Raw genomic sequence first — 24848 nt, forward strand, 5'->3', positions numbered from 1 at the left:
TGCAATTTTAGAGCTGTCAAAGCTGAAGAAATGAATAATTAAGTAAAATGCATATAAAAAAGTAAATATAAATAAAGGCATATAGAGAAAGGAAGATATTATGTATAAATTAAAGGTTAAACTAATAGATAAAGATGCAAAAATGCCAGAGTATGCTCATGAGGGAGATGCGGGATTAGATTTATTTTCAGTAGATGAAACTGACATATTACCTGGTGAAACAAAGCTTGTACATACAGGTATAAGTATAGAATTACCAAAGAGCACAGAAGCTCAAATAAGACCTAGAAGTGGCCTTGCACTAAAAAACAGCATAACAGTTTTAAATACTCCAGGTACCATAGATGAAGGGTATAGGGGAGAAATTGGTGTAATATTAATAAACCACGGGAAAAATTCTTTTAAGGTTGAAAAAGGTATGAAAATAGCTCAAATGGTTATTAAACCTGTATTTTTGGTAGAGGTAGAGGAAACTTCGGAGCTAGTCTCATCTGAAAGAGGCGAGGGTGGATTTGGTTCTACAGGAATATAGAACCTAGAGAATGTTAAAATCTAAGTAGATTGAATATATATTGTATATTAAAGAGTAATTGTAAATTAGATGGTAAAAAGTAATTCATGGGTATATATATGTGGTGTATTTAGTATATACTATAGTGTCAAAGGGATATACACGAGATATTACAAGGAAGGTGATTAAATGAAAGAAGAAATTCTTCATCTTTTAAAAAACTCAGGAATGGAGTTTCTTTCAGGGGAAGATATAAGCAAGGAATTTGGAGTAACTCGTGCAGCAATTTGGAAATATATAAACAGTTTAAGAGAAGAAGGATATAAAATAGAGTCTGTGTCTAGAAAAGGATATAGAATAGTAGAATCTCCAGATACTCTTACAGAAGAGGAAGTAGATGAATACTTACATACAAAATATATGGGAAGAAATATAGTACATTTTGAGACTATAGATTCTACAAATACCAAAGCTAAGGAGTTAGCAGTAGAGGGGCAGCCAGAGGGGACTGTTATAATATCCGAAGAACAAATCCAGGGAAAAGGGAGATTGGGTAGAAATTGGACATCACCTAAGAATAAGGGTATATGGATGTCCATAATTTTAAGACCAGATATAGATCCAATTAAAGTTTGTATGGTTACTCAAGTAGCAGCGGCAGCAGCAGTTAAGGCCATAGAGGAAATGGGAATAGAAGGTTATATAAAATGGCCTAATGACATAGTTGTAGAAGGTAAAAAGGTTTGTGGAATTTTAACAGAAATGAGCGGAGAACTGGACAAGATAAACTATGTAACATTAGGCATGGGTATAAATGTGAATCTAGAAGAAAAGGATTTTCCAAAGGAGCTTAGAGACATAGCTACTTCTTTAAAGATAGAAAAAAGTAAGAGTATTAATAGAAAAGCCCTAGTAGGGAAAATACTTAATAATTTTGAAAATCTTTATGAAAGCTTTGTAAAAGAGGGAGATATAGAGAAGTCTTTAGCTATATGTAGGGAAAAGTCTATATTATTAGGGAAAGAAATTCAGATTATAGGAAGAAATGAAGTGAGAAAAGCTAAAGCAATAACCATAGATGAAGAAGGTAGATTAGTTGTAAGTCATGAAGATGGAAAAGAAGAAAAAATTATTTCTGGGGAAGTATCTATTAGAGGAATATATGGGTATGTGGACTAAATTTAGTCTACAGCCCATATTTTTTTGTTTGAAATACGATAAATTATGGTAATATTAATGTGAAACGTAATTTAGAAATAATTAATAATTTAACTTATTCATATATAAAAGTATAATTATTTTTTTTATCTAGTTATAAAGATGGTAAGTACATATGAAATAAATATCTTGAAAGTTATGTGCAAAGGTTAAGTTAATAATATTATAAATAAAGTGGTGATGGGGACATGAATGATAATATAAGTATATTGGTTGTGGAAGATGACGTGGATATAAATAATCTTTTGTGTAAAATACTTACTAAGGAAGGGTACAAGGTAACAGGCGCTTATTCAGGTTCAGAGGGAAGGATGTGTCTTGAAAAGTACGATTTTCAAATGGTCTTGCTAGATTTGATGTTACCAGGTGTCAGTGGTGAAGAACTTATTTCGTATATAAGAAGAGTTAAGACCATGCCTATTATAGTTATTTCTGCAAAGCTTCAGCAAGATACTAAAATAGAAGTATTAAAACTCGGTGCAGATGATTTTGTGTCAAAGCCTTTTGATATTAATGAAGTGGTGGCAAGAGTTGAAGCTCAGTTAAGACGCTACATGATATTCTCTAACAATATTGAAAAGAAAAATATAGTAGTTTATAAAGACTTGGTTTTGGATAAAGAAAAAATAGAAGTTACACTTAAGGGAAAAACAATACCTCTTACCTCAAGAGAATTTTCCATATTAGAGCTTCTGATGACTTATCCTAACAAGGTGTTTACAAAGGCTAATTTGTTCCAGCATGTTTGGAATGACGAATTTATAGGCGATGATAATACAGTCAATGTTCATATAAGCAACCTTCGAGCAAAAATATCTAAAATTGATAAGCATACAGAATATATTCATACTGTATGGGGTATTGGTTTTAAGATGAGTGATAAAACTTAAGACTTTCTTAAGACTTTCTTTAAGCTATCTTGTAAATTATGTTTTAATATGTAGCTATAAAGAAAAGGAGGTTGAAATAGTTATGGAAACAGTTGTTAAAACTAATAATCTTACAAAAATATATCATAAGTATTCTGCTGTAAATAATATAAATATAGATGTAAAACAGGGAGATATTTATGGTCTTGTTGGTAAGAATGGAGCGGGTAAAACTACTTTAATTAAAATGATAAGTGGAAATACAATAAAGTCTAATGGGGAGATAGAGTTATTTGGTGAAACTTCCGAAAATGGATTAAATAAAGCTAGAATGAGAACTGGATGTATAATAGAAACACCAAGTTTCTTTCCATATTTATCAGCAAAGAAAAATTTAGAGTATTACAGAATTCAAAGAGGAATTCCAGAAAAGGAATGTGTAGATGAAGCTCTTAAAATTGTAGGACTTCATGATGTAGGAAGCAAGAAGTTTAAGAAATTTTCCCTTGGTATGAAACAGAGGCTAGGTTTAGCTCTTAGTATAATGTCAAGCCCAGATTTACTTATTCTAGATGAACCTATAAATGGACTGGATCCTATGGGTATTGTAGAATTTAGAGAAATTTTATTAAAACTTAACAGAGAAAAAAGTACTACTATAATAATATCTAGCCATATATTAGAAGAACTTTCCCAGCTTGCTACGGTTTATGGTTTCATACATAATGGACAACTTATAGAGCAAATAGGAGCAAAAGAATTAAAAGAAAAATGCAGGCAATGTGTATCAATTAGGGTTAAGAATAAGGAAAATGCTACTGTTGTAATTGAAAATGATTTAAAATGTAATGATTACGAGGTTTTAAATGAAAATGAAATAAGGCTATATAAATATATAAATGAACCTGAAATAGTAGTGCAGGCTCTTGTAAAGAATGGAGTAATGGTATCCTCCTGTAATGTAGTTGGTGATAAATTAGAGAACTACTTTATAAATTTAATTGGAGGTGGATATCATGCTTAATTATATAAAAGCAGAGCTTTATAGAAATTTTAATAGATTGTATTTTTGGGTGTATACAGGAGGAGTGGCTATTATAGCACTAGCATTAAATATAATTATGGGAGTAAAGGAGGGCTATAATTTTATTAATTTTACTGAATTATTGAGTATAGTTCCTAATTTATTTATTTTACCAGTGTTTTTAGCAGTAGGGATTATTGACATAGTCATATCAGAAGAGAATAAAAATAATACTTTGAAAAATATTGTATGTTTTGGTATTTCAAGAAATAAATTAGTTTTATCAAAGATTATAGTGGGAACTATACTTTGTTTCTTATCATGGAGTATTATATTAATTACGTTTTTAGGTAGTGGATTAGCTTTATTTGGAACTGGACCTAATTTTTCTATAAGTATTTTAGGGGAGTTTATAACCAAATTATTTGTAGCTATGCCTCTTTGGATTGGAACTATAGCAGTAGGTACCTTTATGGGTTTTGTATGTAATAGTGGTAATATACTGGGCTTTTCATATGCCATGATATTTTTATTTTTAAAAAAGATAATTGCTATACTTTCACAATTAGTTTGGGATAAATTTAAATATGCCTATGATTTTCTTATTACAATTCAATTAGGCAACTTGGCTAAACCTAGCCTTACTAGTGAAGATATACGTTGGGCAATTTTAATAGGTATAGGTTATACATTAGTTTTTACCGCTTTAAGTTTAGTATATTTAAAAAATAAAGAAATTAGTTAGAAAGGATGGGTGACAAAACATGCAGTGGATTATTACAAATTTTCTTATAGTACTGGTGATAATTTTTGTCACCCTTTATGTTTTATTTTGTAAAGAGATTAAGAATATAAATGAACAACTGCACGTGATAAATAAATCTAATACTAATTCAAAGATAAAATTATCCTGGTGCAATAAGCATTTGAAGAGTTTGGTTTTGCAGATAAATAAAAATTTAGAGGAAAAACAAAAGGTTAAAGTAGAATATAAAAGAATGGATTTGGAGCTTAGGCAGGCAATAGCAAACATATCTCATGATTTAAGGACTCCTCTTACGTCTATAATGGGATATATACAGCTTATGGAGGATGAACATATATCTGATGATGAAAGGACACAGTATATAGACGTAATAAAAAATAGGACAAATTCTTTACAGATTTTGATATCAGAATTCTACGATTTATCGAGGCTCCAATCTGATGAGTATGTACTTGAGCTTAAGGCGCTGAACTTATCTAATATACTGTGTGATACCATGGCAGCTTTCTATTATGATTTTGTAAATAAAGGTATAGAGCCAATGGTTCAGATAGATGAAAAAGCAAAACTTATTATTGCTGATGAAAATGCAGTAAGAAGAATAATTTCTAATTTGATTCAGAATGCATTGAAATATGCAAAGAAGTTTGTACACATATCACTAAAGCAGGAGAAGGAAGTTATAGTTACAACTATTACTAATGATGCTTTATACCTAAGTGAGGAAGATGCAAGTCATTTATTTGAAAGATTTTTCACTGCAGATCGCACTAGAAGTGGGAAAGATACAGGTCTCGGCCTTGCTATAACAAAGTCATTGGTTGATAAAATGGGTAATAGTATTTATTCAGAACTTAAAGAGAGCAAATTTAGTATAACAATAAAGTGGAAAAACATAAATTAGTTATTAATGTGAAATTAATCTTGCAATCTGTAACCAACTTTAAATATAGTTTTAATGTTCTCTTTCAAATTTAACTTATCTCTAAGTCTTTGAATATGAATATCTACAGTTCTTGTTTCGCCGCCATAATCAAATCCCCATACTTTTTCTAGGATTTGGTCTCTAGTAAGTGCAATATTTTTATTTTGTAGAAGAAATACTAGAAGATCATATTCTTTTGGTGTAAGTTCAATTATGTTATTGTTAATTTTAACTATCCTTTGCTCTGTATATACATTTAAATGTTTAAATTGTATTATATCATCTTCTTTGCCGTATCTTCTTAATACCACTTCTATTCTAGCTAAGAGTTCAATTGTTTCAAATGGTTTAACTATATAATCATCTGCTCCTAATCTAAGCCCTTTTACTCTATCTAGTACAGATTCTTTGGCTGTAACAAATATAATAGGAATTCCTCTGTTTTTAATTTTTGTAATTAAAGTAAATCCATCGATTTTGGGAAGCATAACATCTAATAAGATTAAATCTAATTGATTACTTTCAATAATTTTTTTTGCTGAATCACCATCAGAGGCTTTTAATACCTTATATCCTACCATTTCAAGATTTATACATATTAAGTCTCTAATAGGAGCATCATCTTCCACTACTAAAATTTTTTTCATTGCTTCTTCCTCCATAATTATTTTGTATCTATTCCCTTTTTAAATGATATTATTTTTTTATTTTTATAATTAATTAATATAAAAAAAGATTTATTATAGTCATAACGATTATTAAAACTTAATAAGTAGTACTTATTGTAATCACCATATTTAAATACAGTAGTAAATCCATGGTCATTTAATTTATAATCATTAATGTCAATTTTTAGTTGTGAAAATAGGGGATTAGCTATACCAATTAATTCCTTTAGGTTAGGTTCTTTATCTATTTTTTCATAATTGCGTTCATTAGAAGAATATTCTATATTCAGTATTTCTCCATTGTTACAAGCAATTTCACAATGATAATTAATTTTGCTATCAGGATCAATCCAAGTGATTTGCCATTTTAGTATGTATTCGGTAAAATCAGGAGGAATTTCATTCTTACTCAATTGAATAAATTCCGAAAATTTATTTCTATCGATATTAACACCTAAGCCTTTATTAAAAACAGTAATAGCTTTGGTTATGGCTTTTTCTCTAGTGAAAACATTTGTACTGTCTAATTTATTATTTTTATTAAGGGTAATAAGATTTTTTTCGGAATATAGTTTATCTTCATAGTAATTTAAATGAAGTTCACAGCTACATAATATTAAGGGTAAAATCAATATAAGTAAAAGTAGTTTTAATTCTTTTTTCATAATACAATATTCTCCTTATTGAATGTTAGTAATACAGTAGTACCCTCATTAACTATACTATTAATGTCAAAATTTATTTTGTGAATACTGCATATTTCATTACATAAAGCTAATCCTAACCCAGCACCATTTTTAGCTCTATCTCTGGCCTTATCTACCATATAAAAAGGTTCTTTTATTTTATATAAATCATTCATAGGGATACCTATGCCATAATCTTTTATAGATAAAGTATATTGAGTGTCTTCATTATTTAAAATACCTGTAATTTCAATAATACCTGAATTATTAGAAGCTTTTATGGCATTGTCTAAAATGTTTATTAAGAGAATTGTTATTAGTTGTGAATCACCAGTAACAGTACAGTTCTGTATATTAACTTTTAAATTTATATTACTTTCTTTTATTTTATAACTTAAGGTTTTACAGGCAGTATTTATACATGTATTTATAGAAACATTATTTAAAATTAGTTTTTCTTGTTGTATAAGTCTTAATTTTAATAATGCAAGACTTAATTTCTCTAATCTTGTAGCTTCTGAATTTATGTAACTTAGGGCTTTAAATTTAACTTCTTCGTTTATATTACCTTTAATTAATAAATCTGAATATCCAATAATAGAAGTAAGAGGTGTTTTAAGTTCGTGTGTTAAGCTGTCAATAAATCTTTGTTGCGAAGCATTTAAATCCGTAAGCTTTTGAATATTTTCTTCTATAGCTTCAATCATAATATTAAAGTTTTTAGCTAAAGATGAAATTTCATCTTTTCTATTTTTAACATATATTCTTTTAGTATAATCACCTTGTGCCACTTCTTTGGATGTTTTACTAAGATGTACTATTGGAGTTGTAACTTTTTTTGAAATAAAATACATCCCAAGTGCAAGCAATAGTGTTATAAAAATATCTAATATCATAAAAAGTTGATAGTTTTCAATACGTTGTGTATATAAATAATTAATATTTTTTGTTAATACTAAGTTTAAAGTGGTATTTTGAATTTTAAATTTCGAGGTAATAAATAGGTAACGTTTATCATTAACTTGTCTTATTATAAAAGACCTCTCTTTTAGTTTTGAATTGATTATTTCTGGTCTAGAGGTATTTAACTTCAATTGTGAATTAGAAAAAATTAAGCTGTTATTATTATCATATATTTCTACAAAACTTGGTTCTGATTGAACATTAAAAACATAGCTGCTTATTATTAAATTTACCCAATCTTTTAATGTACTATTGGTGGATGTATAGTTATCTAATGAAGAATCTGCATTAAGATATAAAATTCCTTCTACACTTTTATGCTCATCTAGAGCTGCTTTTATACTTCTGTCAATACCTCTTTTGTGTATATTTTCAATAATAAATATTCCAGCACCGTTAAATAGTATAAGGAATAAAGTCATTGAATATATAAATATTCTCTTCCAAAATTTCATCTTATCACCATTACCTTTAAGTTTAGTTTAGCCTACATATATAGTATCATTTTAATTAAAATAAAGAAATGTTTAAAAATAAATTAAATTGCGTAATAAGGATACATTTGTATGTATATTTTATAAGCAGGCTATGACAGAATTTTATAATAGTTGTTTCAAAATTGTAAAATTTATAAAAATAAAGCACACTTAAGTATTTTAATTGGTAAATAAGAATTAAAACACTTAGGTGTACTTTATTTTTAAATAAGAGAACTAGTCTGTGTTACCTAAATATTCTTCTAAGGTAAGATTTTTATTTGTAATTTCTTTAGAATGTGTAATTCCAACATATCGTATATGCCAAGGTTCAAAATTATATTTTGTTATATCTTCTTTTTCTTTAGGATACCGAATTATAAAGCCATATTTATAACAGTTTTCTTTAAGCCATTCATAAGCTTTTGTGTTAACAAAGCCTTCATCTAGTGAAGAATATTCATCAGAAAGTACATCCATAGCTAAACCTGTTTGGTGTTCACTGGTTCCTGGCTTAGCTAAATATTTATCAGTGTTATTAGAAGACTGCTTATCATTATTATAAAGTCCTCTTTGGTATTCATAAGGCCTATAGCCAGAAACAGCTAATAGTGTTATGTTGTCTTTTGAGGCAGCTTGAAATAAACTTTCTAATGCTTCTGCAGCTTTTGATTCCATCTGTTTGACTTTAGGATCAGCATAATATATGAATTTAACATTTGGTATAGTAAGATTTTCAGGACGGTAGTTTTTGGTTACTGTATTGGTTTTATTTACTAATATAATATCAGTTTTATTGGATTTTTTATTTGTTTGGTCATTTTGAACTATTTGAGGTTTAGATGTATATTGAATTTTAGCATTATTATTCAATGAATTTAAGTTTGTATTTATAAATACTAAATTGAATATTATAAGTGATAAAAATATAGATAAAAATAAAGGTAATAATACAGTAGGCAGTATTTTTTTCATAATAACCATGCCTGCTACTCAAAATATGTTCAAATGTATCCATATTGAGATTCTTACTGTTTCAACGTACTCTGCCTTGCCTAAGCTACTACAGTTTGTATAGCACTCCACAGTCGTTAATTCCCCAAATAGCCTTGGGTACATATATAAGTGCTTGTTTAATTAAGCTATCTTATATTCTTTAGCATTAGCTAAATTTATTGATGCATTTAAATCTCTATCAATAGAAAGCCCACAACTGCATTTGTAAACTCTATCAGATAGTTTTAAATCTTTCTTATATGCTCCACAACAGCTACACACTTTACTACTTGGATAGAATCTATCAACTATTCTTACTTCAATATTATTTTGTTTGGCCTTTAAAATAAGCTTAGTTCTAAATTCATAAAACTTTTGCCCAGCAACCGCTTTAGCTAAATGTCTATTCTTCATCATTCCACTTACATTTAAATCTTCGATAGTTATAAAACTTGGTTTTTGTTTTATTAACTCATTCACTGTTTTATTTATGTAATCAGTTCTTATATTTGTAAGTCTTTGATGAAGTTTTTGTACCTTGACTATTTGTTTTTGGATATTTTGACGAGTAGCTTCTCCTTTCTCTTTTTTATTTCTTAATTTTAAACTTTCATATTTTCTTGAAAGCTTTCTTTGCTCACGTTTTAGTTTCTTTTCTTCTTTTTTAACTGTTTTAGTTTTGTTAATATTCTTTTTAGATAAACCATTATTACAAATTGCAAAATTTTTTAGTCCAAGGTCTACGCCTATTCCTTCTGAATAAGATTTATTGTCTAAATTAATAGCTTCTTCAACTAAAATTGAAACAAAATATCTATCTGCTTTTTGACTTACTGTACCACTTTTAACTATGGAGTTAACTGGAATGTATCCAAATTCTTTTAATCTAATCCAACCTAAAGTTGGTACTTTAACTCTATGTCTTTCAATAGTCCAATCTGTTTTGTTATTCTTAGGAAAGTAAGCTTTAACATCTTGATTTTTCTTTTTCTTAAATTTAGGGAAACTTGCTTTACCATCAAAAAACTTTTTAAAAGCTTTTTCTCCATTCATAATGGCTTGTTTAGTAGCTTTGGAAGACACTTCTTTAATTCAAGCTTTGTCAGGATGATGAGGAATATATTTGTTATTAAGCCATTTACAAAAATCCATACCACTAATAAATTTTTTCTCTTTTTCGTAAACTTCTTTATTATGAGCAATATAAAAATTGTATATGAACCTACTTACACCAATAGTTTTATGAATTTTAGTTATCTGTTCTTCTGTTGGTTTAATTTCTATTTTGTATGCTTTTTTCAACTTATTCATCTTCCTTTATCTTTTTCTTATATTTTCTTTGTATTGCTCATAAGTATAATATTTTCTATTTGTTGGTGTTATAAATGCTTTTAATATTCCTTCGTTATACCATCTTTGTAATGTTCTAACTGATACATTAATTAATTCTGCAAATTCATTTGGTTTATAGTTAATATTCTTCAAATGTACTCACTTCCTTTTCATGAGTGCATTTTACTATATTTAACTACTTTTATTTATATTTTAAATAACTAAAGATATCTCCTTAATATTATTTAAGTCAATGAAATACTCAATATATGAATAAGTATAGTGAAGCATGGTTTCGAAATTCTTTTGCAGTTGTTTCAGAAGTGTAAAATACTTATAAAAGTTTAATATATATAAATGATTAACCCACAAAAAGGTACAATGTGGTGGAATTATGAAATTTCTCCTCCATGACTTGCATAAAAGCTCTGAACAATAAATTTAATTTAAGAAATTCTAATCTTTTAGCCATATAAAATTATCTAACGCTCACATTCAGCGTCCTGCCTCAGATTCGCTAGCCTGGCGTCCTTGCCAGGCTTACGATAATTTTATCTGTCTAAAAGAAGAATTTCTAAAATTAAATTTAAACAGTTCCTTCGCTTCTTATGCAAGTCATTCCAGAGAAATTTCATAATTCAAGTAATATAATGCTTTTTGTGGGTTAATCATATAAATAGTTATATTACAATTTTAATAAGTAAAAAATATTAAAAAATGGATGAGGAAACTAAAAGTATTTTTCGTTTAGTTCCCAGTAGGTAGCAAATATTCTTCTAAAGTAATATCTGATTCCATAATTTCTTTAGATGCAGGTAACCCAATATATCTTATGTGCCAAGGCTCAAAACAATATCCAGTAATATTTTCTCTTCCTTTAGGATAACGGATTATAAAACCGTATTTATAACAGTTTTCTTTAAGCCAAGCATAGGCATTTGTTTGGCTAAAGCTATCATTTAGATAAAAGCATTCATCAGAAAGTACGTCCATAGCCAATCCTGATTGATGCTCACTAGTTCCAGGTTTAGCTACATATTCGGATGTAGCTTTGTCCGATGCACGGGTAGTATTTTTACTCTTCTTGTAAAGTTTATCTTGATATTCATAAGTTCTGTAGCCTGACACAGCTAGTAATTCTATGTTATCTTTTGAAGCAGAAAGGAATAGACTCTCTAGAGCCACGGCAGCGTCTATATCCATTTTTTTCACATTAGGATCTGCATAAGATATAAATTTTACTTTTGGAATTACAAGATTTTTTGGAATATATGATTTACTTAATTTATTTTTATCATTTATTAAAAGAATATTTGTTTTTTTGTTTGTTTGAGTACTGTTAACTTTAGTAGTGATATTGGGATTTGTCTCTTTAACTACAGTACTAGTGTTTTCATTATTTAAATTATTTTCTTTATCTTTTAAATCTGTAAAGGCATTTATTGAACAAATTATAGCTAAAACCAAAATCAAAGAACATAGTAATTTTTTCATTAACTTCTCCTTTCATATTTATCAGTCTGTAATCTCTAGTTTTTAATCTGCAAAAAAATTAGTAATGTAAAATGAAATAAATATAGTTGCAATTGATAAATATCAATAAGTTTAAATATCTACTATTTTTTATTAAGTCTATTTATAAAACCTATATATGTAAAGTATATCCTTTTATGTTTTTAATTATAAGCGCGTCCACTTTTAAAAATGACTTAGGATATTAAATTGTAATTTAATTACATTATATTATAAATGTTATTTGTAAGTCCATAGGGGCTTTGTGTTAAATAAGAAATCTGATTTTTTAAACAATTAGTTGATAGCACTAGAGTTATTGCTTATAATTTACTTAAAGTAAGTGTCTGCAACATGTAGACTGATAAAGGGAGATTTGAATGGAGTGGAATATAAAAAATTTTAACCAATTAAGTGTAGAAGATATATATGAGATATTACAAATAAGAAATGAAGTTTTTGTTGTAGAACAAAAATGTGCTTATCAGGATTGTGATGGTAAAGATAAACATGCATATCATTTATTCTATAGTCATAAGGGTAAAATTGTATCTTATTTAAGGATTTTAGAGAAAGGAATATCCTATAAGGAAATTTCTATAGGAAGGGTTTTAACTAAAAAAGAGTACCGGAATAAAGGTTTAATAAGGAAAGGCATGCTAAAAGCAATAAATTTTATAGAAGAAAATTTAGGAGAGAATTCAATTAGAATTTCAGCTCAGGAATACCTAAAGGATTTTTATAAAAGTTTAGGTTTTAAAGAAGTTTCTGAGGTTTATTTAGAGGATAATATTCCACATGTAGAGATGTTATACGGTTCTAATTAATATAGAATAGGGCTACTAGTTAAGCTCATTAGTTATATTCCTTATTCTGAATTTATAACTGGTATAAAAAATGTAAGCAAGAAAAATAAAAATGTAGATGTGTCTATATAAGATACATCTACATTTTTATTTTTAGTGTACATGGAAGATACATAATTTAAGCCATAATTGGAAAGAGAGCATATACTGCTGTAACATTAAAAACATACTTATGATGAATTTTACTATTTAGTACACTTAAAAAAACTGTCGTGCTTTATGTATAGTAGTACTCTGATAATTATTACTTACATCAAGTTTTTCTATAAAAGTAGTTATACATAGTGAACATAAAAATAGTATAGGAAAATTGTATCGTTGTTGTCCTTCAAAAACAAAAGCTATTAGTATAAAGAATGCGATATTAAAAAATGGTATAGAAGTTACATAATCAATTTTAGTTTCTTTTTTAAATAAACCAACTAATATTCTTTTTATATTATATATAACGAAAATAAAACCAAAGAAATTTAGTATATAAACATATCCGTTGAAAATAGTATTAATAAAGTTAGTTTTTAAAAAAGTTGAGTATTTTGTTGCTTCATTACTAGCCATTGTCCATTGATATATGTCTCCTGCACCGTGGAAAAAGGTGTTACGCAATCTAATTAAGCCTAGCTGGCAAAATCTAAGGGGATGATTCCATATCCATTTTTTTGCTTCTTTTTTAAATAAATTATCTAAGGAGGGACTTAACATAATCTGATCTACCTCATTTTGAGATTTATCTCTATACTTAAAATTATGTTCATAAAATTCTCTTTTTAAACTTTCAGATACGTATATGTTTGCAACAGGCATCCAAGCACCAGTTTTATTATTGCTGTTATTATTAATAAATAATACATATCCACCATTGTGAGACACAGGAATTATCAAATTGAATTTTTTGTAGTTTCTATAAGTCCAAGGAGCCACTACTATAAACATGAGTACAGTAGTAATAGAAAATAATTTAAAAGTTTCTTTCCTATTTTTACTTTTTAACCAATGAATTATTGAGATTATTATGGTATACATTAAAAAGAAGGGTTTAGTTAAGGCAGCAAGCCCTATAAAAATTCCCATAGTTATGTATCGGAGAGTAGCATTAAAATTACATAGTTGTAGGTAAATTATTACTGCTAGTAAAAATGTTATTAGTATCTCTGAGCCTAAAACATTATTATAGGCAATATAGTTTGGAATAAAAGTTATTATTGTATATGCTATATGTACTGAAAGCATATTTTTACACAACTTAAATAGTATAAATAAAATAATTATTAGAGTTACAGATGATAGTAAAACATTTAATATTTTACCTAAGAATATATTATTAGATCCCATTAGTTTATAAAAATAGCCTAGGGTATATGGATAGCCCATTGCTTGAAAAGCAGTAGGTTTTCCTAAATAGGAATGACCATTACCTGTAAAAATATTGGTAGCTATAATTTGATACTTTTTAAAATCTGAAACAGGATTGCAAGGTACATTTAATATAAAAGAAATACGAGTTAATATTCCTATAATAGTTATAAAAAATAGATATATTTTATCTAATTTATTAAGTTGAAATTTTTTATGTCTAGCAAATAGTGTTTTCATAGTTATCTCCCTAAAATTTATATTTAATAGCTATAACGTTACCGTTAATAAAAAAGGGACACGTATCCCTTAAATAATATTTAATCGTTACAATTATAACATCACGAACTATTTTGTACAATTCAACCATTTGGAACAAGATAGTTAAAATATTAAGCAAAATACAATAAAGTTAATTAGTTATAAAGTTAAGAGTTTAGAAGAAAAATATATGTAAAATTTAAATTTTATAGTTGTTCAGGGTATAGATGGCTTGATAACGGTTTCTAAAAAGCATAAACTATAAATTGTTAAAAGATAGATTGGAGTATATACAAAATCTTAGGGGGGAAAACTATGAATAAGATTGCATTTCTAGGTGGATTACTAATAGATGGTACTGGAAACGAACCTATAGAAAATTCATTAGTAATTGTTGAGGACAAAAAAATTCAGTATGCTGGGGTCATGATGGACATCGGTGATGATTTAGAAAAAATGGATATTACGGGAAAGACTATAATGCCTGGGTTAATTGACACTCACCTTCATTTTAGTGGAAATAGAACTGATGATGATACAGAGTGGGTGCTTGAGCCTGTTATACAAAAGACAATTGTGGCAGTGGCGCAAGCTCGTGAAGCCCTTGAACATGGATTAACATCTGTAGGTGAAATTTCTCGTTCAGGAATACATATTCGTAACATGATTGAAGAGGGGGTTATAGAAGGACCTCGTGTGGTTACGTCTGGACTTGGTTTTTGTAGAACAGCAGGACATGGAGATTCTCATAAGTTACCATTAGAATATAATAATGATTCACATCCATGGGCTGAACGTGTAGATGGACCTTGGGATCTTAGAAAGGCAGTGAGAAGAAGAATTCGTGAAAATCCTGATGCCATTAAGATATGGTCTACTGGTGGGGGGATTTGGAGACATGATGCAAAGGCTGATTCCCATTATTGCATGGAAGAAATTCAAGCAGTAGTTGATGAGTGTAATATGGTAGGATTACCTGTGTGGTCTCATGCTGAAGGTTATGAGGGAGCACTTAATTCTTGCAAAGCAGGGGTTGCTGCAATAATTCATGGACAGGAATTAAATGATGAGTGCCTTGAAATAATGAAAGAAAAAGATATAACTTTTTGTCCAACGCTGCAATTCTTTTATGAATGGTTTACTGTGTATGAACCACCGTATAGACCAGTTCATGATAATTATCCAGGTAAAACCACTGCTGAAAAAGAGCTGAACCGTATAATAGATAATTTACAGAAAGCAAATAAAAAGGGAATTAGAATTACCGTCGGATCTGACTCTTTCTGCAGCAGCTTGACTCCTTATGGTAAATATGCTATTACAGAGATGTATACACTTAATAAAGCAGGATTGACAGAGATGGAGACAATTATGGCAGCTACTAAGAATGGAGCTGAAATGCTTAGGATAAATGATATTACAGGTACTTTAGAAAAGGGTAAATTCGCGGACTTTTTAGTAATTAATGGCAATCCACTAGAGGACATTCATAATGTAGCTACTGATAAAATGGAAGTCATAATGAAAGAAGGTAAATTTGTTAAGAGAAAGGAATGAAAGCGTGAATAAAAAAATAAGGTTTGGTATTATAGGTACAAATAACATTACAGAGTGGTTTTTAAATGGAGCATTAAAATTAGAGAATTTTTGTTTGACAGCAGTTTATTCAAGAAATGAAGAAAAAGGAAGAAATTTTGCTGAAAAATATGGAGTAACTAACGTGTTTACAAATTTAGAGGACATGGCAAAAAGTAACTTAATAGACGCCGTTTATATTGCATCACCTAATGCGCTTCATAAAGAGCAGAGTGTGCTGTTTTTAAAAAATAAAAAGCATGTATTATGTGAAAAAGCTTTTGCATCTAACAGCATGGAAGTTGAAGAAATGATAGAAACTGCTAGAGAAAATAATGTACTCTTGATGGAAGCTATGAAAACAACTCATTTCCCTAATTTTAAAGTTGTTAAGGAAAACCTACATAGAATAGGTAAAGTAAGAAGGTATTTTGGTAACTACTGTCAGTATTCATCCAGGTATGATAAGTATAAAGAGGGTATAGTATTAAATGCATTTAATCCTCAGTTGTCTAATGGAGCATTGATGGACATAGGAGTTTATTGTATTCATCCAATGGTAAATCTATTTGGAAAGCCAAAGGCAATAAAGGCCAATGCCTTAATGTTGGAATCTGGAGTAGATGGTGAGGGCAGTGTACTATTTAAATATGATCATATGGATGCTTTAATTACATATTCAAAAATTGCTAACTCATATGTGTCGTCAGAAATTCAAGGAGAAAAAGGCAGTATAACAATAGAGACAATTAATAATTTTCAAAAGGTAAAAATACTGCTTAAAGATGGAGAAGAAGAAGATTTGACGCAGGTTCAAATAAAAGATGACATGTATTATGAAGCACAACATTTTATAAATTTAATAAACGAAAATAAAACTGAATCCGATGTTAATTATTACCAGAATTCTAAATGGGTTATGGAAATAATGGATTCTATAAGAAAGGAAATCGGATTGGTCTTTCCATCAGATAAAAAAAATAAGTAGTTATTTTTTAAAAGCACGTGTATTTTTAATATAAATATATGTGCTTTTATTTTAATAAAATTACTCGTTCATTTTTGTTAAAAATATTAAGTAATATAGAAATTTTTCCGAAAATACTGTACAATTCTTATATAGTAGTGAATTTTAGGTTAAAACAGTGAAATACATATGGCTCATTGTAAAACTAATAATTCAAGAAAGGGTATATTAACCTAAGAAAATAAAGTTTATGGTTTTAGATGTAGGTTTATTGCAGCTGAAACTTAGAAAATATTATTCATAGGATTATGTGTTTCCATGTACCATTTTGCTACAAGTGGGGAGCATTACGTTAGATAGCTATGAGTAAATTTTAATTTTTATAAGGGGGAAATTTTTATGGAAAGATATGAACCTGTAAGTAAAAAGTGCAATTTTATGTTGCATGGAGCAGATTACAATCCAGAACAGTGGATGCACATTCCGGGCATTTTGAATGAAGACATGAGACTTATGAAGCTTGCAAATTGTAATGTAGTGTCAATAGGTATGTTCTCTTGGAGCTTCTTGGAACCAGAGGAAGGAAAATTTGAATTTGCATGGCTAGATGAGATTATGGATAAGTTGTATAGTAATGGAGTTCATGTAATACTTTCTACTCCAAGTGGGGCTAGGCCAGCATGGATGTCTCAAAAATATCCTGAAGTATTGAGAGTTAAAGAAAATAGAATTAGAAATCTTCATGGAGAACGTCACAATCATTGTTATACATCCCCAATTTATAGGGAGAAAGTTCGCATAATCAATACGAAGTTAGCAGAAAGATATAAAAATCATCCTGCACTTATTATGTGGCATGTATCTAATGAATATGAGGGAGAATGTCATTGTGAATTATGCCAACAGGAGTTTAGGCAATGGCTTAAAGTAAAATATAATGGTGATTTAGATAAGTTAAATAAAACATGGTGGACAGGTTTTTGGAGTCACACATATACTGATTGGTCTCAAATAGAATCACCGGCACTACAGGGAGAAATTAATTTACACGGATTAAATTTAGATTGGAGAAGGTTTGTTACATATAAAACCTTAGATTTCTTTAAAACAGAAACTATTCCATTGAGAGAAATTACACCAGAAATACCCATAACAACAAATTTTCATGAGTATGTAGATATAGCAAATAGCATAAATTATTGGGAGTTTGCTCCTTACTTAGATGTGATTTCGTGGGATAACTACCCTTATTGGCATGGTCAGCGTCCAGAGCCTTTAGAGGCATGTAGAAGAGCGTTTATACATGATATAAATAGGTCTTTAAAAGGTGGAAAGCCATTCATGATGATGGAGAGCTCTCCTAGTGCAACTAATTGGCAACCAGTAGCTAAATTAAGAAGGCCCGGTATGCATATTTTAGGTTCAATTCAGGCTATAGCACATGGCTCAGATACTGTTCAATATTTTCAGTGGAGAAAAAGTAGAGGGTCTTCTGAAAAATTTCATGGAGCAGTAGTTGATCACTGTGGGCATGAAAATACTAGGGTGTTTAAGGAAGTTTCAAAAGTTGGAGAAATATTATCTAAACTTAATTCTGTTGTTGGGACTTCAGTAGATTCAGAGGTAGCAGTAATATACGATTGGGAAAATTGCTGGGCAATGGAAGACGCTCAGGGTCCAAGAAAGGAAAAAAAGGATTATTTTGAAACCTGTGTAAATCACTATAAGGCCTTTTGGCACATGGGAGTGCCTGTAGATGTAGTGAGCATGGATGTAGATTTTTCAAAGTATAAGTTAGTTGTAGCGCCTATGCTGTATATGGTTAGAAGGGGTGTGGGTGAAAGAATAGAGGAGTTTGTGAAAAATGGAGGTACTTTTGTAACTACATACTGGAGTGGCATAGTAGATGAAAATGATTTATGCTTCCTTGGAGGATTCCCAGGACCACTTAGAAAGGTTACTGGAATTTGGTCTGAAGAAATAGATGCCTTATATGATGGTGAAGTGAATTATGTTGAGTTTGAAAATAATAATGAATTGGGTATGGCAGGAAAATATGAAGCTAGTATATTTTGCGATTTAATTCATGCAGAAACAGCTAAAGTGCTTGCCAAATATAAAAATGACTTTTATGCGGGAATGTCGGCTGTCACAGAAAACCTTTTCCATAATGGAAAGGCTTATTATATAGCCTTTAGAAGTAATGAGGAGTTTCTTTTAAACTTCTATGAAAAGATAGCTAAAGATTGTAATTTGAAAAGAGTAATAAATACTGAATTACCATATGGAGTTACCGCGCAAATGCGTACAGATGGAGAGAATAAGTTTATATTTGTTTCTAACTTTACGCCAGATAAAAAGAGCGTGAATTTAAATGGAATGATATTTAGAGATATGGAGACTGGAAATAAAGTGGAGAACTCTTTAGAGTTAGACAAATATGGAATAAGAGTATTACAAAAAATTAACTAACTTAAAGACCGATTTTCATCTCATTAGGCACATTCAAATAAATAACAAGTCAGTATGCTAGTCTATTTTGCGCCATACTGCGTCAGCAGAACCCACCGATAGTTCTACTAGCGGCGGAACTTGCTTCCTTGTCTGACACAAAATATACCAGCATCTTTGACTTGTTATTTATTTTCATGTACCTTATATGAATTTGAAAAAATATAATGTAATTGAATAATTACCAATTAAATGGATAGAATTCATTGTATATAAATGTTTTAAAAGAGGAAGGGAGAGTACAATGAATAAAGTTACATTAATTGGAAGATTAACTAAAGATACGGAGTTAATAGACTTAAATGAAAGTGATAGGAAAGGCCTTGGATTTACTTTAGCTGTAGATAGGAGACGTAAAAATATAAATGGAGAAAGAGAAGCAGATTTTATTCCAGTTATTTATTTTACAAAGCATTATGATAGTTTAGTAAAATATTTATTAAAGGGACGATTGATTGCTGTGAGTGGTAGAATTTCTATATATTCAAAAGATCAGCAGGACGGAACTAGAAGATATTATACCAGTGTGGTAGCGGATGAGATTAAGTTTCTTGAAAGTAAGAAAGAATCAGCAGTATAAGAAAATTATGACTTTGTCATAATTTTCAGAGGGTTAGTGGACCAGTGTGCTAGAGGGCTAGTAAAGGATGATTTTCCGTAACATAGTGGAGGAAAATCATCCTTTACTAGGTCGTATTCCTCCCTAAATAAACTATGAATGAACTGAAAAATCACACTTTAAGGGAATGAAAAAATTGGAATTGGGGACTATGGAACTAGCCTTAGAACTTCTTATGTTTGCGGATTTCAATTTCCGTTAAGAAACCTTCCTGTTTGAGGGACGTAAGGAGCGAGTTAAGGTTTTAGGGGATTGAAATCTGCAAACATGTAGAAGGCCTTAGCGTACTGTGATTAGTCCCAAATTCCAATTTTTTTATGGACTTAAAGTGTGATTTTTCTTACGGTACTTGCTTTGCATTTTATTTTTGTTGCGTGGTAAGTTTTTTTAAAGCTTCGGATAGTTTTTTCCAGTCTTTAGAGTACATATCTTTAAAATCTTCACTTCTATTGTACGTGAGTGAAGAAGGATGATACATTGGGAAAATGTATCTTTTTATTTCCTCATTAAAATAAAGTTCTCCATGACAGCTTCCTATGCTACTAAAGGTTGTAAGTCTCTTAAGTGGGACATTGCCAAGGGTTACTATTAGTTTTGGATTGGCCAATTTGATTTCTTCATCTAATAGGTGTCTAAATAAATTTATCTCAGAAGTTTTTGGAGGACGGTTGCTTATAGTTTCTCTTCCATTTTTCGAAAGCTTCTTTTTTATAGGCCTAAAAAAGCAGGTATTTGTTATTCGTATCTCTTTTCTACTAATGCCTATAGATTTTAGATAGTTTTCAAAGGTTTTGCCAGCAGTGCCTACAAAAGGTTTACCTGTTTCCACTTCTGTTTTACCAGGAGCTTCGCCTACGAATAAGATATCACAAGGCACAGGTCCATCACCAGTTATCCATCCACCTATATGATCTTCTTTATAATTATCGGATATATTTTTAATTGCATCTTTTATCTCTTCAAGAGTCATTTTGCTGAAGGTCACCTCTTTTCTTTATTTATGCACATTCAAATAAATAACAAGTCAGTATGCTAGTCTATTTTGCGTCATACTGCGTCAGCAGAACCCATAGTTCCTACTAGCTGCGGAACCTGCTTCCTTGTCTGACACAAAATATACCAGCATCTTTGACTGGGTATTTCTTTTCATGTACCTTATGTAAGTAAGAAAAAATACTTATATATTTATATCAGTTTATCTAACATTGATTAATATAAAATAGTATTTTCGTAAATATTAAAGGAGATTTGAAAAAATTCTAGCTATAGCCTCCATAAACTTTTTGTACAAAGGTGTATTTTCAAAATAGTTATAATTAGCTAAAGTACTTTGTTCTAGATCATTTATAAAAATAGCTTCGAGGTTTTCCGTGGAGAATTTATCATATATAACTGCATTTATTTCATAGTTTAACTCAAAGCTACGGATATCCATATTAGCAGTGCCTACAGTAGAAATTTCTCCATCTATGGTCATAAATTTTGAGTGCATAAAGGCATCTTTTCTATAAAGATAGATTTCAATACCGTATTTAGCTAATTCTGAAAGATAAGTTTTAGAGGCATAATAAACAGTAAAGTGGTCATAGCGACCCGGAAATAAAATTTTTATCTTAATGCCACTTAAGGCAGCTATTTTTAAAGCATTCATCACACTATAATTTGGAACAAAATATGGTGTGGCTATGTAAATATGATCTTCTGCTAGAGAAATCATTTTAATAATTACTTGCATAATAGATGCATTTTCAGAATCAGGGCCACTTTTGACTAATTGCATTATTTTTCCTTTAAAATTATCAGGAGTAGGGAAATAGGATTCAAAATCATTATGCCAAGGAAATGTATTTTGGCTTTTTTTAACCATGAAGAAATCGTCAAAAAATGAAGCCTGAAGCCCAAGCACCGAGTCACCCTGAATCATTAAATGTGTATCTCGCCAGTAGCCTAATTTACTTTTACCTAAGTATTCATCCCCTATATTTATGCCACCTAAAAATCCTATTTTGCCATCGATAATAGCTATTTTACGATGGTTTCTATAATTTAATTGAGTGTTTATTTTTTTAAATAAAGGTGCTAGAAAGTAAGTATAAAAAACTACATCTACTCCTGCAGCTTTTAACTGGTTTATGAAATCTTTTTTTATAGTAGGAGAACCTACCTTATCTATAATAAAACGTACTTCTACTCCTTCTCTAGCTTTTTCTATTAATATGTTTTTTATCTCATTTCCTATTGTGTCATTTTTAACTATATAGTATTCAAGATGTATATGATGTTTTGCATTTTTCAGACAATCTTTTAATATTTTGAATTTTTCTTCACCAGTGGTAAGTATTGATATATCATTATCTATAAAAACGGGACAATTATTATTATTCATTATTAATTGTATAAGAGAAGGATACTTGACATTTCTTATATGACATAAAGTTTCAGATACAAGTTTGTGAGTACGTTGAGTGTTTTCGGTGTTTAATTTATGTTTTTTCCAATTCCTTCCCGCAAATATATATAAAAACAAACCTATAGGAGGTAAAATTAATAATATTAATAGCCATGCTATAGTTTTTTCGGGTCTTCTACGTTCTAAAATTATAACTATTATAGATATTACTGCGTTAATTATAAAAAACCAAGAAAGTATTTTTATAAGGTTAGTATTCATAAGGCCTCCTCCTTTAAATATAACTGTGTAGAAATATAATATCAATTATTTTTAAATATTTCAAAGGAATTCCTGCAAATTTATAGAAATACTGTATAATATGTAAATTGGTATTAAGGTTTATGGAGGGAATTATGAAGTTAGAATTTATAAAAAATTTAAGTGGAAAAGAAATTTTAGCTAGAAATATACTTTCTAGTGATGGAAGTGTACTTTTAAAAAAGGGAAGTACATTAACTCTAAGTTATATAAGGCAGCTAGAAGCTAATGGAATATATCTTGTATACATAAAGGATGACACATTTACTGATGTAGATACTAAGGAAAATGGCGAAATAGATAGATTAAAATCCTCTAGTTTAAATGAAATACCTTTCCTATTCCAAAATATATTATCAGGAACTAAATCTCAAATTAAGGAAAGTTTAGGTAATATTCAAAATATTATTGATTATATTTTTGAACAAAATAATTTAAATACCAATTTATATGAAGTAAAGTTATATGATGATTATACATATATACATTCTCTAAATACAGGGATAATGGCTACATACTTAGGGGTTAAATTAGGGTGGGATAAGGAAAAAGTTAGAGAACTTGGCATATGCGGTATTCTTCATGATATTGGAAAGACAAAAATCCCCAGTAGTGTAATAAATAAAAAGGGAGATTTAACTAAAAATGAATTAAATGTAATAAGAAAACATCCTATATTTGGAGGAGAAATATTAAGGAGTAAAGGTATTTTTTCTAAGGACATTATTTTAGGGGTTTTACAGCATCATGAGAAAATTTTAGGTACAGGGTATCCTTTTGGATTAAAGGGAGATGAAATTTGCGATTATGCAAAAATCATAAGTATTTGTGATGTTTTTACTGCTGTAAGTTCTAATAGGAGCTATAGAAATAGGTTTTCACCTAATGAGGCCTATGAATTAATACTTAGTAATTCAGGTATAATGTTTGAACCAAAGTACGTAGAAAAGTTTAAGCAATGCTTTGCTATATATCCTTTAGGATGTAAACTAATATTGTCTAATGGTTTAGAGGGATATGTAGTTGAACAAAATGAAAATTTCCCAGACAGGCCAATAATAAGAGTTACATGTGGGGAATCTAAAAAGAATAATGTTTATACATATGATATGAATCTTTTGGATAATCCAAGCATTACAATAGTCGATGTTTACCATGAATAAGTACGATTGTTAACTGTTTATTTCATGGTAAATGCATATAAATTTTAAAATGATGTTGAATTTCCACATCATTTTATATTATAATTGGTATATACAACATAACAACATGTGAATATGATAATATTTATTTATAGCGGGAGGTAATATTTTGAGAAAAATTTGTAAGGATAGTCCACTTCCACTGTATTATCAAATAAAGCAATTATTGCTTGACATGATAGAAGATGGAGAATTAATTCCAGGAGAATTAATACCTCCTGAAAGAGAAATATGCCAGCTTCAAGAAGTAAGTAGAATGACTGTAAATAAAGCAATAATGTCTTTAGTAAATGAGGGAGTTTTATATAGGGAGCAGGGTAAAGGAACTTTTGTTGCCTGTCCTAAGGAGAAACAGCAATTGCAACTAAAGGGTTTTACAGAGCAAATGGAGGAAAAAGGACTTAAGTCTAGTTCGAAGATAATATCCTTCAATGTAAAGAAAGCTACAAATCAAATAAAATGTGTTTTGAAACTTCCGAAAGATCAAGAAGAAGTAATAGAAATAAATAGATTAAGAATTATTGAACAGGACCCTTATGCTTTGGAAAAAGTTTTTATACCTTGTTATATGTGCCCAGATTTAACAAAAGAGAGCTTAGATGGAAAGTCACTTTATGAAATACTAAGAGAAAAATATAGTTTTAATTTAAAATTTGCAAAACAAACAATAGAACCAATAATGTTAAATGAGTTTGAAAGTCAATTATTAAATCAAGAGGATAATTCTCTTGCACTAATGTTTAAAAGAACAACTTATTTAGAAAATGATATACCCATAGAGCATACTAGGGAAATATACAGAAGTGACAAATATAAATATGAGATAGTACTTACTTAA

The 24848-nt window shown here is 29.3% G+C and carries 21 protein-coding genes and 2 pseudogenes; 13 read left to right on the plus strand and 10 right to left on the minus strand.

The window, feature by feature from the left end; all coding sequences use genetic code 11:
* The first annotated feature begins 100 nt into the window (after positions 1 to 100).
* The 6 genes from dut to C1715_RS00950 all read left to right on the plus strand — a co-directional run bounded on the left by dut (position 101) and on the right by C1715_RS00950 (position 5292).
* Positions 101 to 532, plus strand: coding sequence for a dUTP diphosphatase (gene dut / locus C1715_RS00925; RefSeq protein WP_102398811.1), 432 nt, complete (start codon positions 101 to 103; stop codon positions 530 to 532).
* Between the two features lie 168 nt (positions 533 to 700).
* Positions 701 to 1690 carry a biotin--[acetyl-CoA-carboxylase] ligase gene (locus C1715_RS00930; protein ID WP_102398812.1) on the plus strand — a complete coding sequence of 330 codons (990 nt, stop codon included), beginning with the start codon at positions 701 to 703 and terminating at the stop codon, positions 1688 to 1690.
* 227 nt (positions 1691 to 1917) lie between these two features.
* Positions 1918 to 2619: a response regulator transcription factor gene (locus C1715_RS00935; protein ID WP_102398813.1), complete on the plus strand. Its 702-nt coding sequence runs from the start codon at positions 1918 to 1920 to the stop codon at positions 2617 to 2619.
* 82 nt (positions 2620 to 2701) lie between these two features.
* The gene (locus tag C1715_RS00940; RefSeq protein WP_102398849.1) at positions 2702 to 3622 is read left to right on the plus strand and encodes an ATP-binding cassette domain-containing protein; all 921 of its coding nucleotides are present in this window, start codon (positions 2702 to 2704) and stop codon (positions 3620 to 3622) included.
* The gene (locus tag C1715_RS00945; RefSeq protein WP_102398814.1) at positions 3615 to 4367 is read left to right on the plus strand and encodes an ABC transporter permease; all 753 of its coding nucleotides are present in this window, start codon (positions 3615 to 3617) and stop codon (positions 4365 to 4367) included. Before C1715_RS00940 ends, C1715_RS00945 begins: the two co-directional genes overlap by 8 nt.
* Before the next feature lie 19 nt (positions 4368 to 4386).
* Positions 4387 to 5292, plus strand: a complete 906-nt coding sequence (locus C1715_RS00950; protein WP_102398815.1) for a sensor histidine kinase — start codon at positions 4387 to 4389, stop codon at positions 5290 to 5292.
* Between the two features lie 14 nt (positions 5293 to 5306).
* On the opposite strand, the gene C1715_RS00955 is transcribed toward C1715_RS00950, so the two are convergent.
* The 7 genes and pseudogenes from C1715_RS00955 to C1715_RS00985 all read right to left on the minus strand — a co-directional run bounded on the left by C1715_RS00955 (position 5307) and on the right by C1715_RS00985 (position 11928).
* Complete coding sequence (locus C1715_RS00955; protein ID WP_102398816.1) at positions 5307 to 5960, minus strand: response regulator transcription factor; 654 nt, start codon at positions 5958 to 5960, stop codon at positions 5307 to 5309.
* A 17-nt stretch (positions 5961 to 5977) separates the two neighbouring features.
* Positions 5978 to 6646: a hypothetical protein gene (locus C1715_RS00960; RefSeq protein WP_102398817.1), complete on the minus strand. Its 669-nt coding sequence runs from the start codon at positions 6644 to 6646 to the stop codon at positions 5978 to 5980.
* On the minus strand, positions 6643 to 8052 hold the full coding sequence (locus C1715_RS00965; protein ID WP_242971860.1) for a sensor histidine kinase: 1410 nt from the start codon (positions 8050 to 8052) through the stop codon (positions 6643 to 6645). Before C1715_RS00965 ends, C1715_RS00960 begins: the two co-directional genes overlap by 4 nt.
* Before the next feature lie 291 nt (positions 8053 to 8343).
* Positions 8344 to 9081: a M15 family metallopeptidase gene (locus C1715_RS00970; protein ID WP_102398819.1), complete on the minus strand. Its 738-nt coding sequence runs from the start codon at positions 9079 to 9081 to the stop codon at positions 8344 to 8346.
* Between the two features lie 162 nt (positions 9082 to 9243).
* Positions 9244 to 10404: pseudogene (locus tag C1715_RS00975) on the minus strand (RNA-guided endonuclease InsQ/TnpB family protein).
* Between the two features lie 21 nt (positions 10405 to 10425).
* A pseudogene (locus C1715_RS00980) lies at positions 10426 to 10578 on the minus strand (MerR family transcriptional regulator); the annotation flags it as partial.
* Positions 10579 to 11181: 603 nt separating this feature from the next.
* Positions 11182 to 11928 carry a M15 family metallopeptidase gene (locus C1715_RS00985; protein WP_102398820.1) on the minus strand — a complete coding sequence of 249 codons (747 nt, stop codon included), beginning with the start codon at positions 11926 to 11928 and terminating at the stop codon, positions 11182 to 11184.
* 398 nt (positions 11929 to 12326) lie between these two features.
* Between C1715_RS00985 and C1715_RS00990 the strand changes: the two genes are divergently transcribed.
* Positions 12327 to 12773: a GNAT family N-acetyltransferase gene (locus C1715_RS00990; protein WP_102398821.1), complete on the plus strand. Its 447-nt coding sequence runs from the start codon at positions 12327 to 12329 to the stop codon at positions 12771 to 12773.
* 237 nt (positions 12774 to 13010) lie between these two features.
* Here the strand turns inward: C1715_RS00990 and C1715_RS00995 are convergent, their stop codons facing one another.
* Entirely contained in the window at positions 13011 to 14405 is a 1395-nt protein-coding gene (locus tag C1715_RS00995) for a glycosyltransferase family 39 protein (protein ID WP_102398822.1), read from the minus strand.
* Positions 14406 to 14741: 336 nt separating this feature from the next.
* Here C1715_RS00995 and C1715_RS01000 point away from each other — a divergent pair, with 336 nt between their 5' ends.
* The 4 genes from C1715_RS01000 (at position 14742) to C1715_RS01015 (ending at position 20059) form a co-directional block, all read left to right on the plus strand.
* Positions 14742 to 15983, plus strand: coding sequence for a metal-dependent hydrolase family protein (locus C1715_RS01000; protein ID WP_102398823.1), 1242 nt, complete (start codon positions 14742 to 14744; stop codon positions 15981 to 15983).
* A gap of 4 nt (positions 15984 to 15987) precedes the next feature.
* A complete protein-coding gene (locus C1715_RS01005) occupies positions 15988 to 16989 on the plus strand; it encodes a Gfo/Idh/MocA family protein (RefSeq protein WP_102398850.1) in 1002 nt (333 codons plus the stop codon).
* Positions 16990 to 17367: 378 nt separating this feature from the next.
* Complete coding sequence (locus C1715_RS01010) at positions 17368 to 19440, plus strand: beta-galactosidase (protein ID WP_102398824.1); 2073 nt, start codon at positions 17368 to 17370, stop codon at positions 19438 to 19440.
* A 283-nt stretch (positions 19441 to 19723) separates the two neighbouring features.
* A complete protein-coding gene (locus C1715_RS01015; protein ID WP_102398825.1) occupies positions 19724 to 20059 on the plus strand; it encodes a single-stranded DNA-binding protein in 336 nt (111 codons plus the stop codon).
* Between the two features lie 400 nt (positions 20060 to 20459).
* Here the strand turns inward: C1715_RS01015 and C1715_RS01020 are convergent, their stop codons facing one another.
* Complete coding sequence (locus C1715_RS01020) at positions 20460 to 21068, minus strand: uracil-DNA glycosylase (RefSeq protein WP_102398826.1); 609 nt, start codon at positions 21066 to 21068, stop codon at positions 20460 to 20462.
* Positions 21069 to 21335: 267 nt separating this feature from the next.
* Positions 21336 to 22769, minus strand: coding sequence for a cardiolipin synthase (gene cls, locus C1715_RS01025; protein WP_102398827.1), 1434 nt, complete (start codon positions 22767 to 22769; stop codon positions 21336 to 21338).
* A gap of 134 nt (positions 22770 to 22903) precedes the next feature.
* Here cls and C1715_RS01030 point away from each other — a divergent pair, with 134 nt between their 5' ends.
* Entirely contained in the window at positions 22904 to 23971 is a 1068-nt protein-coding gene (locus C1715_RS01030; RefSeq protein ID WP_242971861.1) for an HD-GYP domain-containing protein, read from the plus strand.
* Positions 23972 to 24116: 145 nt separating this feature from the next.
* Positions 24117 to 24848, plus strand: coding sequence for a GntR family transcriptional regulator (locus C1715_RS01035; RefSeq protein WP_180963953.1), 732 nt, complete (start codon positions 24117 to 24119; stop codon positions 24846 to 24848).

This window comes from Haloimpatiens massiliensis, from assembly GCF_900184255.1.
Classification (GTDB): domain Bacteria; phylum Bacillota; class Clostridia; order Clostridiales; family Clostridiaceae; genus Haloimpatiens; species Haloimpatiens massiliensis.